This window comes from Pseudomonas koreensis (genome assembly GCF_024169245.1).
Classification (GTDB): Bacteria; Pseudomonadota; Gammaproteobacteria; order Pseudomonadales; family Pseudomonadaceae; genus Aquipseudomonas; species Aquipseudomonas koreensis_F.
This window is the reverse complement of record NZ_JALJWP010000001.1, coordinates 5962682-5974792: the sequence shown is the minus strand read 5'-3', so window position 1 is coordinate 5974792 and position 12111 is coordinate 5962682. Positions and strand designations below refer to the sequence as shown.

The following is a 12111-nucleotide window of genomic DNA, read 5'->3' as shown; positions in this document are numbered from 1 at the left end:
GTGTTCCGCGTCTGGACCCTAAGCAATTGATTTTCAGGCATAAAAAAACCGGACATCAAGTCCGGTTCTTTGAAACGGGGCATTTACGCGGCAGTAAATTCTACCGGGTAGGGGATCGCTGCCTGGGCAGTTTGCAGCTTGGTCAGGGTTTCGCGCACCACTTCCTTGGCAAGGCAGGCGCATTTGCCACACTGGCTGGCGACGCCGGTGGCCTGGCGAACTTCTTTGTAGCTGCAGCAACCTTCATAGATCGCTTCGCGGATCTGTCCGTCGGTGACGCCAGTGCAGAGGCAAACATACATAAGTAAGAACCGTCGCTGGTTGTGACTCAATTGCGATGGATCTTAATGTTAACGAGAATGATTGTCAAAGTGCTTTCGGAACGCTTCCCAGCCAATTTGCCTGCGCCTGACGAACGGTATTTTCTGCTGTTCGCTTGAGCCAATGAATACGCGGTGGATAAACCGATCAGGGAAAATCCGTTACGGACAGGCCAAACACGCAGTGTATGATGGTCGTCCCTTGCGAAGAGGGTTCGTGTCACAGGGCTGTCGCCTGAGGGTGACAGGCTGGCCCGGACCCTGAACTTCAAGTTTTTACACCAGGAGATATCAATGAGCGTACTCGTAGGCAAACAAGCCCCAGACTTCACCGTCCCGGCCGTACTCGGCAATGGCGAGATCGTTGACAGCTTCACCCTGTCCTCGGCCATCAAAGGCAAATACGGCCTGGTGTTCTTCTACCCGCTGGACTTCACCTTCGTCTGCCCGTCCGAGCTGATCGCTCTGGACAACCGCATGGCTGACTTCAAGGCACGCAACGTTGAAGTGATCGCCGTGTCGATCGACTCGCACTTCACCCACAACGCCTGGCGCAACACTCCAGTGAACAATGGCGGCATCGGCCAGGTGAAATACACCATGGCTGCCGACATGAAGCACGACATCGCCAAGGCTTACGACGTTGAATCCGAAGGCGGCGTGGCTTTCCGTGGCGCGTTCCTGATCGACGACAAAGGCGTGGTTCGTTCGCAGATCATCAACGACCTGCCGCTGGGCCGTAACATGGAAGAGCTGATTCGTCTGGTCGACGCACTGCAATTCCACGAAGAGCACGGCGAAGTCTGCCCGGCCAACTGGAAGAAAGGCGACAAAGGCATGAACGCTTCGCCAGAAGGCGTTGCGGCTTACCTGACCGAGAACGCTGCTGCCCTTTAAGGCGCAACGTCGAGGTACAAAAAAACCGGCCCATGCGGCCGGTTTTTTCATGCGCGGGGTTTGTTCGCCGAGGATCAGTCGTCGAAGTCTTCCCAGCCGCCCATCTGCTTCCAGCGATTGACGATGCCGCAGAACAGCTCAGCGGTCTTTTCGGTGTCGTAACGCGCCGAGTGCGCTTCACGACCGTCGAAATCGATGCCAGCGGCCTGACAGGCTTTCGCCAGTACAGTCTGACCGTACGCCAGACCCGCCAGGGTCGCGGTGTCGAAGCTGGAGAACGGGTGGAACGGGTTGCGCTTCATGTCCAGGCGCGCAACTGCTGCGTTGAGAAAGCCCAGGTCGAAGCTGCTGTTGTGCCCGACCAGAATCGCCCGCTTGCAGCCGTTGGCTTTCAGCGCCTTGCGGATGCCACGGAAAATATCGGTCAGCGCGGTTTCTTCACTGACGGCCATGCGCAGCGGATGATCAAGCTTGATCCCGGTGAACTCCAGCGCTGCCGCTTCGACGTTGGCACCTTCGAACGGCTCGACACGGAAGAAGTAGGTGTGATCCGGGTAGACGAAACCCTTTTCATCCATGGCGATGGTGGTCGCGGCAATCTCCAGCAGGGCATCAGTGGCTGCGTTGAAGCCACCGGTTTCTACGTCGACAACAACCGGCAGATAGCCGCGAAAACGTGCTGCCATCGGATGACGGGAACCGCCGCCGCCACCTTGACCGTCCAGCTCATCGTCGAAATTGTCTTCACTCACGCGTGTTCCTCCAGCAGGCGCCAGCGCAGTTTTTCACCGGCGCGCAGCGGGATAACGGTCAGCTCGCCGAATGGCAGGCTGGTCGGGGCGGTCCATTCTTCGCGAACCAGGGTGATGCGATCGGTGTTGGCCGGCAAGCCGTAGAAGCGCGGGCCGTTGAGGCTGGCGAAGGCTTCGAGCTTGTCCAGCGCGTTACGCTGTTCGAACGCTTCGGCGTACATCTCGATGGCGGCGTAGGCGGTGTAGCAACCGGCGCAACCGCAGGCGGCTTCCTTGGCGTGCTGGGCGTGGGGCGCCGAGTCGGTGCCGAGGAAGAACTTGGCGCTGCCGCTGGTGGCGGCATCGAGCAAGGCTTCCTGATGGGTGTTGCGCTTGAGGATCGGCAGGCAATAGAAGTGCGGCCGAATTCCGCCCACCAGCATGTGATTGCGGTTGTACAGCAGGTGATGCGCGGTGATGGTCGCGCCGACGTTGGCCGAAGCCTCGTTGACGAACTGCACGGCGTCGCCGGTGGTGATGTGTTCGAACACGACTTTCAATGTCGGGAAGCGCTCGACCACGCGGCGCATGTGCTCATCGATGAAGATCTTTTCGCGATCGAACACATCGACGTCACCACGGGTGACTTCACCGTGGATCAACAGCGGCATGCCGACCTCGGCCATGGCTTCCAGCGCCGGGAAGATCTTGTCGATGCTGGTCACGCCGGAATCGGAGTTGGTGGTCGCGCCGGCCGGGTACAGCTTGGCGGCGTAGACGAAACCGCTGGCCTTGGCCTGACGAATTTCTTCCGGTTGGGTGCGGTCGGTGAGGTACAGCACCATCAACGGCTCGAACTGACTGCCGGCCGGGCGGGCAGCGAGAATGCGCTGCCGATAGCCGTCGGCTTCGGCGGCGTTGCGCACCGGCGGTACCAGGTTCGGCATGATGATCGCGCGCCCGAAGGTGCGGGCCACATCGGCAACGGTATTGGTCAACACGGCACCATCGCGAAGATGAATGTGCCAGTCGTCGGGACGCAGCAGGGTCAGGCGGTCGGACATGAGGGGATTCCAGGCGGGTCAAACTGAGGCGAATGCTACCGGAAAAGACTCTTGCAGGCACCCGCTATCAAGTTTTGCCACAAGCGTCCGATATCCCGAAGGTATGCCGTAAACATTGTGTGAATCGGTGTTTGTGTTTCACAAGCCAATGGAGCCTCCCGTGCGCCAGCGTTATTTAGCCCTGCTCAGTGTGTTTGCCAGCCTTCCTGCGATGGCGCTGACTTACCAGACCCGTCTGGAGAACATTGAGTGGACGGTCGCCGGCGACAAGTTCGAATGCCGCCTGACGCAACCGATCACCGATTTCGGCTCGGGCGAGTTCGTGCGCAAGGCCGGTGAGCAGGCGATCTTCCGTCTGAATGCCTACAACGCCATGCTCGGCGGCGGTTCGGCGACCTTGCTCGCGGCCGCTGCGCCGTGGCAGCCAGGGCGTGGCGACATCAATCTGGGCTCGGTGCGTCTGGGCAGTGGCAATGTGTTGTTCAACAGTTCGCAATCGCAGGCCGGCGGTCTCATCAGCGGTCTGCTGGATGGCCGCAGTCCGGTTGTGCGCCGTGCGTCTGGCGACGGCCGGGTTTCCGAAGTTCGCCTATTGCCGGTCAAATTCAGCAAGGCGTTCAACGACTACCAGACTTGCGTGGCGAAGCTGCTGCCGCAGAATTTCGACCAGATCAAGCAGTCGCAGGTAGGCTTCCCGGGGGAGGGCGTTGATCTGGACCCGGCCGCCAAGGCCAAACTGCAGGTGATGCTCGACTACATGAAGGCCGATCCGACGGTGAACCACATCGAGCTTGATGGGTATTCCGACAACAGTGGCAATCGCCTGACCAACCGCGAGCTGTCGCGTCGCCGGGCGCTGGCGGTGGTCGATTTCTTCAAGGCCAACGGCATCCAGGAATCGCAGATCACCGTGCGCTTCCACGGCGAGCAATATCCGATCGTGCCCAATACCAGCAAGGCCAATCGTGCGAAGAATCGTCGGGTCAACGTGAAATTGTCGCGTGTGGCACCGACCACAGCCCCTGCGCCAGCACCGCAAGCGAGTACGCCAGCCACCGCCGCAACGACTTCCTGACTCGCCGGTCATCGTCGCGCTCTCGACAGATTCTGTCGCTTTGTCGTCTTAAGCTGTCGCGCCTCTGTAAATTATCGCGTTTGAGCGGTAGACTCCCCGGCTTTCCGTAGAACCCCGTGGAGTGATGGCATGGCGGACGTAAACAAGGTCGTTCTGGCGTATTCCGGCGGCCTGGACACTTCGGTGATCCTCAAGTGGCTGCAGGATACTTATAACTGTGAAGTGGTGACCTTCACCGCCGATCTCGGTCAAGGCGAAGAGGTCGAGCCGGCCCGCGCCAAGGCTCAGGCCATGGGCGTCAAAGAAATCTACATCGATGACCTGCGCGAAGAATTCGTGCGCGATTTCGTGTTCCCGATGTTCCGCGCCAACACCGTTTACGAAGGCGAGTACCTGCTGGGTACTTCCATCGCCCGTCCGCTGATCGCCAAGCGTCTGATCGAAATCGCCAACGAAACCGGCGCCGACGCCATTTCCCACGGTGCCACCGGCAAGGGCAACGACCAGGTACGTTTCGAGCTGGGCGCCTACGCGCTCAAGCCTGGCGTGAAAGTGATCGCGCCATGGCGCGAGTGGGACCTGTTGTCCCGCGAGAAGCTGATGGACTACGCCGAGAAGCACGCGATCCCGATCGAACGCCACGGCAAGAAAAAATCCCCGTACTCGATGGACGCCAACCTGCTGCACATCTCCTATGAAGGCGGCGTGCTGGAAGACACCTGGACCGAGCACGAAGAAGACATGTGGCGCTGGACCGTCTCCCCGGAGAAGGCTCCCGACACCCCGCAATATCTTGAGCTGACATACCGCAACGGCGACATCGTCGCGCTGGACGGCGTCGAAATGACTCCGGCCACGGTACTGGCGACGCTGAACAGGATCGGCGGCGAGCACGGCATCGGTCGTCTCGACATCGTCGAAAACCGTTACGTCGGCATGAAGTCCCGTGGCTGCTACGAAACCCCGGGCGGCACCATCATGCTGCGCGCTCACCGCGCCATCGAATCGATCACTTTGGACCGCGAAGTCGCTCACCTCAAAGACGAGCTGATGCCGAAGTACGCGAGTCTGATTTACACCGGTTACTGGTGGAGCCCTGAGCGTCTGATGCTGCAACAGATGATCGACGCCTCGCAGGTCAACGTGAACGGTGTGGTGCGTCTGAAGCTGTATAAAGGCAACGTGATCGTGACCGGCCGCAAGTCCGACGATTCGCTGTTCGACGCCAACATCGCGACCTTCGAAGAGGATGGCGGTGCTTACAACCAGGCCGACGCGGCGGGCTTCATCAAGCTCAACGCGCTGCGCATGCGTATTGCTGCCAACAAGGGCCGCAAGTTGTTCTGAGTGGTTGCGCCCAGCGCGCAATAAAAAAGGCGGCCTGTTCATGGCCGCCTTTTTTTATTTTTTTTGTCTGGTTCATCAGGCTGGTCTCTCGTCTGCCCGCGTGCGGCACAGGACTTGTCTGTCAGCTTGCTCTTCCCAATAGTGTCACTGTTTGTGAGCACAGGTTGTAAACGATACACAGCGTCGCGCCTGAGCCTTTCTTCGCTTGCCTGATCTGTTGCAGTGCGGTGTGCGCCAGCGAATCCGAGACATGATTGGACAGAAAGACCAACACGCGCGCGTTCTTTTTGTCGGCTCTGCGCAGAGCATCGAGAATGGCATCGAATTCCCTCGTCGCATCAATATCCCTCGCGTCAATTATGTTCAGTTCGCTGATCAAGGGTGACAACTTGATAGTCTGAACAAGCGGGCCGGGCTGGCTGCTCATATCGGCTGGTGGATCGGGTGCGTTGTGAATGCTGCATGGGCGTTGAAATCTGCCTCTGCCAGATTTGCCTGACACGACGCAACTGGTTATTTCAAAGGTGCTGGATTCACCTGTCTCGCGCAGCGGTAGGTTTCGTTTGTTGTCGCGCTCCTGATCTTCTGCTGCCTTTAAAAAGCTTTTGTCTTTTCCGAAGTCAGAGGGCGAGTAGAGTGAGCGGTGATTGAAGTTGAGGGTCATGAAGAAAAGAAATAACAAGTAAAAGGGGAAGCTGATCAGAAACCAGACGTAAATTTCCCGATCCTTATTGTCTAGAAACGGCAGTGATACGGCAGCCGATGTTTCAGAAAGAATCGCGAATATAGCGATGACTGTCATTGGGTTGGTAATCTTTTTTTTTATCTTCAGCATAGTTTAGAGTTCTGGGTAGTTGTCTGGAAGGTTGTATTTCTATTTATAGCAAAAGTGCGACTTTAAGTATGCGGCTGTTGTTTCAAGTTTTAAAAATGTGTTGAAACGCATGTCGCTCTACACCGATTCTGGCTTATTGCATCATGTTTCCATTAACCGAATCCGCGACATAGCCACATCTTCATTGCTCAACGCGTGCTGGCTGCTATAGACCAGGACCAAAGGATCTGTAATTCCTTGGCGTAGGGCGGGTCACGGAACGACTGAAAATCCCGACAATGAGGGGAAAGCTGAAGTCGGGCAAACAGGGGTTAGCGCTGTATTTGTGGGAATTATCCTCAATGCCTGTAGGGAATGTCTCTTGATGCAAGTGTGTGTAAAACTCGCTGTGCCTTGGGACAAGTGACTGGGATATCGTGCGTGTTCTAAAAATTCGAACAGCGAAAACTGGACTTGCCCATGAATAAAGTGCTGATCGTGGATGACCACCCCGTCATTCGACTTGCGGTACGAATGCTGATGGAACGGCATGGCTACGAAGTCATTGCAGAGACGGACAATGGTGTGGATGCATTGCAGATTGCTCGCGAACAATTGCCGGATCTTGTCATTCTGGATATTGGTATACCGAAACTTGATGGGCTGGAAGTCATTGCACGCCTGACCTCTACCGCCATGCCAGTTAAAGTTCTTGTATTGACTTCCCAAGCTCCCGGGCATTTTTCAATGCGTTGCATGCAGTCGGGCGCAGCGGGTTATGTATGCAAGCAACAGGATTTGACCGAACTGCTGAGTGCAATCAAGGCAGTGTTGTCCGGATACAGCTATTTCCCCAATCAGGCGTTGCACACCGTGCGCACCAGTCTGGGCAATGCGAGTGAGGCGGACATGGTCGATCGCCTGTCCGGGCGGGAAATGATGGTGTTGCAGCAACTGGCGCGCGGCAAGACCAACAAGGAAATTGCTGACGGAATGTTTTTGAGCAACAAGACCGTAAGCACTTACAAGACACGCTTGTTGCTCAAGCTCAATGCGCGGTCGCTGGTTGATCTGATCGAACTGGCGCAGCGCAATGGTCTTGTGTGAACGATTCGACAGCTGACAAGGTCATGGGCCGATCAAGTTCAGTTGCCGCAGAAAATGAAAAGCCTCCGGTTCGGGAGGCCTTCAGCTATCACAGATCAAAATCGTAATCGGCCAATTGCCGTTGCAGTCGGCGCTCCTCAAGCAGGTTGTCGATTGTGCGACGCTTGCTGAGGTTGGTCTTGGCCACTTCCACCACCGGTTCTGCGTCATCGGGGTCGGCGGCAATAAGATCTTCTTCTACATCCAGTTGCTCTGTGTCGGTACTCATGAAGTCAACTCCCGGCTAAGACTGCCTTTGGCGCTTCTTATATCGACATTACCGCGGCGGGTAAAAAAGATTTTTTCAATCGATGGATGCAAAAAACCGATGACGGCTCAATCGTCGGAAGTTTTATGTTTGTATTCGCACAGGTCTTCGATGCGGCAGCTACCGCAGCGCGGTTTGCGCGCCAGGCACACATAACGGCCGTGCAAAATCAGCCAGTGATGTGAATCGAGCAGGAATTCTTTCGGCACAAACTTCATCAGTTTCATTTCAACTTCCACCACATTTTTCCCCGGCGCGATGCCGGTGCGGTTGCTGACGCGGAAAATGTGCGTGTCGACTGCCATGGTCAACTGGCGAAACGCTGTATTGAGGACCACGTTGGCTGTCTTGCGTCCGACGCCGGGCAAGGCTTCCAGTTCTTCTCGGGTTTGCGGGACTTCGCCGCCATGGCGTTCAACCAGCAAGCGGCAGGTTTCGATGACGTTCTTCGCCTTGCTGTTGTATAGACCGATGGTCTTGATGTACTCGGATAACCCTTCGATACCCAGCGCGAAAATCGCTGCGGGTGTATTGGCAACCGGAAACAGTTTTGCCGTGGCCTTGTTGACGCCCACATCGGTGGACTGCGCCGAAAGAATTACCGCAATCAGCAGCTCGAAGGGCGACGAGTAGGCCAGTTCTGTCTTCGGCTCGGGATTGTCTTCGTGCAGTCGGCGAAATATCTCAAGACGTTTTGCAGCATTCATGGGCGATGCGTTTCCTTGATGACAGAGTTGCGGCGTGTCCACGCCTGACCAACGGCGAGAAGCAAACCCAGTAAAACAAAAGCGCCGGGAACCAGCGTAATCAGATGCAGCCCCTCGGGGAATAAAACCACACCTTGCCAATGCGTCGGAAACCCTCGGCCAAGGGTGCCATGGCCGATGATTTCGCGCAGCCCGCCGATCGACAGCATGAGCGCGCTGAACATGACACAGCGTTTGAAACCCGCGATGGCGGGGCCGCGGAGGGCGCCGCTGTGTTCAAGCGCGATGCATTGCAGGGCGATCAGCCCTATATAGAGATCAAGCGGCTGCTGCCAGGGTAAAAACCAGCGTCGCGCCACAATGTCTGCGCAACTGGTCAACGTTGCGGCAAGTATCAGGTTCGCCAGCAATACTTTTGCGCCCGTCAGACGATCACGTAGCACCGACATGCATAGGGCGAAGGCTCCGAGCGTCGTGCCGAGCATCAGAGTCATCCCCAATGCAGCGCTCAATGTTTCTGTGGCGCCCAGTAACGGCACCAGCATCAATAACGTTAGTGTGCGCTTCATTTTCCAGCTCCCAGCAGCAGCGCCCGATGCTCATCGAAGTAACGCAGCGCGTCATGAATCGCATTGATCGCGGCACGGGAGGTAATGGTCGCACCGGCCATCTGATCGAATTGCCCTTGATCCTTTTTCAGCGCCCAGCCGGCGTCTGTCGGGTCACTGCGGGATTTACCGGTGAAACTCTGCAGCCAGGCATTCGGCCATTCACCGATGTGACCGCCCAATCCCGGCGTTTCGCGCTGCTCAAGGGTTTTAACACCAAGAAGTTTGCCGTTGGCATCGATGGCGATCAGCAGTTCGAGAATACCTGCGTAACCTTCGGTCCTGCTGCGCAACAGCACGGCCACGGTTTGCCCGGATTGCATCGCCCGATAGCCGCCTGACAGCGTGCTATGGCGCAGCGCTGAGTCGACGAGCGTCAGCGGGTGCTCCAGCGGCTGATTGTCGTAGCGTTCTGCAGGGAGCACATCAAGCAGTTTGCGGCTGTCGAGCAAACGCTGCTCGGCGGCAATCCCCGGCGCACTGCTGCGCTGCAGCATGTAGGTCGCGCTCACGCCAACGCACGCCAGCAGCACAATCATCATGACACTGGCCGAGCGCTTCATGCGCTCACCGGCGGCCGGCGGCTGGCGGCGAAGCGCTCCAGCGCGGGCACCAGAAGATTCATCAGCAATACCGCAAACGCGACGCCGTCCGGGTAACCACCCCACGTACGAATCAGATAAGTCAGCAAGCCGACGCCCACGCCGAACAGCAGTCGGGCGAGGGCGCTTTTCGCCCCGGACACCGGTTCGGTGACGATGAAAAATGCGCCGAGCATCGTGGCGCCGCTGAGCAGGTGAAACAGCGGCGAACCATGGGAATCCGAGCCCGAGCCGTTCCAGCACAACAGGCTGATGACGAACAGGCTGGCGAGCATGCCCACCGGCGCGTGCCAGGAAAAGATCCGCCGCTGCAACAGGAACAGGCCGCCGAGCAGGAACGCCAGATTCACCCACTCCACACCGCGCCCGCCAAAACGGCCGAAGGCCGGATTGCCGGCGAACAGCTCATCCATGGTCAGGCTTTTATTGATGCGCAGACTGTCCAGTGCGGTGGCCTGCACCCAGGCGTCCGGCGCTTGAGCTGGATTGAAAACCTGTTGCAGCGCCGGAAGGAAATCGAGGCCATGACCTGGCCACTGCGTCATCGCTTGCGGGAACAGCGCGATGCTCAAGGCAAAGCCGAGCATCGCCGGATTAAACGGGTTTTTGCCGACGCCGCCATACAGGTGTTTGCCGAACACCAAGCCAGAAACGGTCGCGGTGACCGTCAGCCACCAAGGGCAATAAGCCGGCAGCGCAACGGCCAGCAACATTGCACTGACCAGCGCACTGCCATCGCGCAACGCAGGTTGCATCGCTTGCCGACGCAGACGGGCAACGCCAGCCTCGACGAGCACAGCGCTGACAACCGCCAGCAGCAGGTTGATCAACACGCCCCAGCCATACAGCCAGAACAAAGCAAGCAGCCCCGGCAGAGCTGCGAGCAGCACGCTATTCATCGCCTGTTGCAGGCGATCATCCGCAGCCTCAAGGGGCGGCATGGTCTTGCACCCGACGCTCGGCGTCAGTCACGGCCTGTTCCAGTGCTGCGATCTGCTCGGGTGCAGCCTCTGCCGCCTGAGCTTTTTTCAACTCGGCGCGGCGCATGGCCAACTGGATTTTGGCCCGCTTCAGTTCCGCGTCGTTGCTCGGAGCGGGGGCGACGGGAGTTGCCGGTTGGCTGTTTTCCAGGGTGGCCAACGCTTGTTCGGCGGCTTCGAATTGTTGCTGCAGGACGATCAGTTGCGACTGCTGCTCGAACGTCGGCGGATGACCGAAGGCTTTCAGCGATTTGTGCAGTTGCGCACGACTCATCGCCACATCGACCTTGGCCTTCTTCAGCGCCGCGTCGGCGTTCGCGGCTTTTTGCGCACGTACCCGCTCGAGCGCTGCCTGAACCGGATCAGCGTTCGAAACTTGTGGCTGTGCCGCACGCTGGGCTCGCGCTTCACGTTCGGCCTGTTTTTGCTGTTCTTCACGCAGCAGGCGCTGGTTGCGGCGCTCGAAGCGCTGGCGCGCATGGTCACGCTTTTCAGCGCGGGCGCGCTGTTCTTCGAGATCGAATGCGAGACCGCCAACCACCGGGATCGTGTTCGCAGGCAAAGGATGCATTTCGATGCAGTCGACCGGGCACGGCGCAACGCACAGATCACAACCGGTGCACTCGTCGATCAGCACCGTGTGCATGAGTTTTGCCGCGCCGACGATGGCGTCGACCGGGCAGGCCTGAATGCACTTGGTGCAGCCGATGCATTCGGCCTCGCGGATGAAGGCGATTTGCGGCGGTGCCGGGCCACGGCTGATGTCCAGTTCCAGGACCGGTATTTTCAACAGCTCGGCCAGGGCGGCGATGGTTTCCTCGCCGCCCGGCGGGCACTTGTTGATCGGCTCGCCATCAACGATGCCTTGCGCATAGGGTTTGCATCCGGGATGGCCGCACTTGCCGCATTGGGTCTGCGGCAGCAGGGCATCGATGCGTTGAATCAGACTCATGTTTTGATCAATCCACTGAATCCGAGAAAAATCACTGCGATCAGTCCGGCGCTGATCAAGTCGATCGGCAGGCCGCGAAAGGGCAGGGGAATATCGTTGTCGGCCGTGCGCTCGCGCAGATCGCAGAACACACTCAGCACCAGCCAGAAGCCCAGCCCGGCGCCGAGACTCAAGGCTGTCGCGTTCAGCAGGCCTTGGTCGTGTTGCGCGTTGATCAACGCCAGCCCGAGTACCCCGGCATTGCCGAGCAACAGCGGCCATAATCCCTCGAACGGCCAATCCGGCAGTCCGCGTGCCAGCAGTTTCAGCAGCGGTGCGATCAACAACACACTCAACGGCAAAAACACGAACAGCCGCAGCGCTTCAAGCTGCAACGGCACCAGTATCCATTGCCAGATCGCTTGACCGATGACGCCGACGACCATCATCAGGCACAACGTCGCCAACCCCAGCGCATGCACTTGCCGTCGGCTACCCGCCAGCAGCGGAGCGACGCCCAGCGGCCAGTGCAACACGAAGTTGTTGAGCAGGGCGGCACTGATCAGCGTAAGCACGAGTTCGGTCATGGTTCTGCCAGCGAAACGGGCGGGTGTCTCTCAA

The 12111-nt window shown here is 58.3% G+C and carries 15 protein-coding genes; 4 read left to right on the top strand and 11 right to left on the bottom strand.

Annotated features, from left to right (window positions below; translation table 11 throughout):
* Window positions 1-83: 83 nt before the first annotated feature.
* Window positions 84-302, bottom strand: coding sequence for a bacterioferritin-associated ferredoxin (locus J2Y90_RS26475; protein WP_003227725.1), 219 nt, complete (start codon window positions 300-302; stop codon window positions 84-86).
* Window positions 303-614: 312 nt separating this feature from the next.
* On the opposite strand from J2Y90_RS26475, the gene J2Y90_RS26470 reads away from it, so the two are divergent.
* Window positions 615-1217, top strand: coding sequence for a peroxiredoxin (locus J2Y90_RS26470; protein WP_003227723.1), 603 nt, complete (start codon window positions 615-617; stop codon window positions 1215-1217).
* Window positions 1218-1291: 74 nt separating this feature from the next.
* Here J2Y90_RS26470 and rnt read toward each other — a convergent pair whose 3' ends face one another.
* On the bottom strand, window positions 1292-1969 hold the full coding sequence (rnt, locus tag J2Y90_RS26465; RefSeq protein WP_016773404.1) for a ribonuclease T: 678 nt from the start codon (window positions 1967-1969) through the stop codon (window positions 1292-1294).
* Window positions 1966-3012, bottom strand: coding sequence for a dihydroorotase (gene pyrC, locus J2Y90_RS26460; RefSeq protein WP_016773405.1), 1047 nt, complete (start codon window positions 3010-3012; stop codon window positions 1966-1968). Before pyrC ends, rnt begins: the two co-directional genes overlap by 4 nt.
* 160 nt (window positions 3013-3172) lie before the next feature.
* Between pyrC and J2Y90_RS26455 the strand changes: the two genes are divergently transcribed.
* Both J2Y90_RS26455 and J2Y90_RS26450 read left to right on the top strand, forming a co-directional pair.
* Window positions 3173-4087, top strand: coding sequence for a flagellar protein MotY (locus J2Y90_RS26455; protein ID WP_253505004.1), 915 nt, complete (start codon window positions 3173-3175; stop codon window positions 4085-4087).
* 129 nt (window positions 4088-4216) lie between these two features.
* Window positions 4217-5434 (top strand): argininosuccinate synthase, encoded by a 1218-nt coding sequence (locus J2Y90_RS26450; protein ID WP_011335737.1) that lies wholly within the window; start codon window positions 4217-4219, stop codon window positions 5432-5434.
* Between the two features lie 121 nt (window positions 5435-5555).
* Here J2Y90_RS26450 and J2Y90_RS26445 read toward each other — a convergent pair whose 3' ends face one another.
* Complete coding sequence (locus J2Y90_RS26445) at window positions 5556-6269, bottom strand: hypothetical protein (protein ID WP_253505001.1); 714 nt, start codon at window positions 6267-6269, stop codon at window positions 5556-5558.
* 459 nt (window positions 6270-6728) lie between these two features.
* Here J2Y90_RS26445 and J2Y90_RS26440 point away from each other — a divergent pair, with 459 nt between their 5' ends.
* Complete coding sequence (locus J2Y90_RS26440) at window positions 6729-7355, top strand: response regulator transcription factor (protein ID WP_130912025.1); 627 nt, start codon at window positions 6729-6731, stop codon at window positions 7353-7355.
* Window positions 7356-7443: 88 nt separating this feature from the next.
* Here J2Y90_RS26440 and J2Y90_RS26435 read toward each other — a convergent pair whose 3' ends face one another.
* The 7 genes from J2Y90_RS26435 to J2Y90_RS26405 form a co-directional block, all read right to left on the bottom strand.
* Window positions 7444-7623, bottom strand: coding sequence for a PA3496 family putative envelope integrity protein (locus J2Y90_RS26435; RefSeq protein WP_253504998.1), 180 nt, complete (start codon window positions 7621-7623; stop codon window positions 7444-7446).
* Window positions 7624-7730: 107 nt separating this feature from the next.
* Window positions 7731-8369 (bottom strand): endonuclease III, encoded by a 639-nt coding sequence (gene nth / locus J2Y90_RS26430; protein ID WP_253504996.1) that lies wholly within the window; start codon window positions 8367-8369, stop codon window positions 7731-7733.
* Window positions 8366-8938 (bottom strand): Rnf-Nqr domain containing protein, encoded by a 573-nt coding sequence (locus J2Y90_RS26425; RefSeq protein WP_253504993.1) that lies wholly within the window; start codon window positions 8936-8938, stop codon window positions 8366-8368. Before J2Y90_RS26425 ends, nth begins: the two co-directional genes overlap by 4 nt.
* Window positions 8935-9540 carry an RnfABCDGE type electron transport complex subunit G gene (locus tag J2Y90_RS26420; protein ID WP_253504990.1) on the bottom strand — a complete coding sequence of 202 codons (606 nt, stop codon included), beginning with the start codon at window positions 9538-9540 and terminating at the stop codon, window positions 8935-8937. The genes J2Y90_RS26425 and J2Y90_RS26420 overlap by 4 nt, the downstream gene beginning before the upstream one ends.
* Window positions 9537-10520, bottom strand: a complete 984-nt coding sequence (locus tag J2Y90_RS26415) for an RnfABCDGE type electron transport complex subunit D (protein WP_253504988.1) — start codon at window positions 10518-10520, stop codon at window positions 9537-9539. Before J2Y90_RS26415 ends, J2Y90_RS26420 begins: the two co-directional genes overlap by 4 nt.
* A complete protein-coding gene (rsxB, locus tag J2Y90_RS26410; protein WP_253504985.1) occupies window positions 10507-11511 on the bottom strand; it encodes an electron transport complex subunit RsxB in 1005 nt (334 codons plus the stop codon). The genes J2Y90_RS26415 and rsxB overlap by 14 nt, the downstream gene beginning before the upstream one ends.
* On the bottom strand, window positions 11508-12077 hold the full coding sequence (locus J2Y90_RS26405; protein ID WP_253504982.1) for an Rnf-Nqr domain containing protein: 570 nt from the start codon (window positions 12075-12077) through the stop codon (window positions 11508-11510). The genes rsxB and J2Y90_RS26405 overlap by 4 nt, the downstream gene beginning before the upstream one ends.
* Between the last annotated feature and the right edge of the window lie 34 nt (window positions 12078-12111).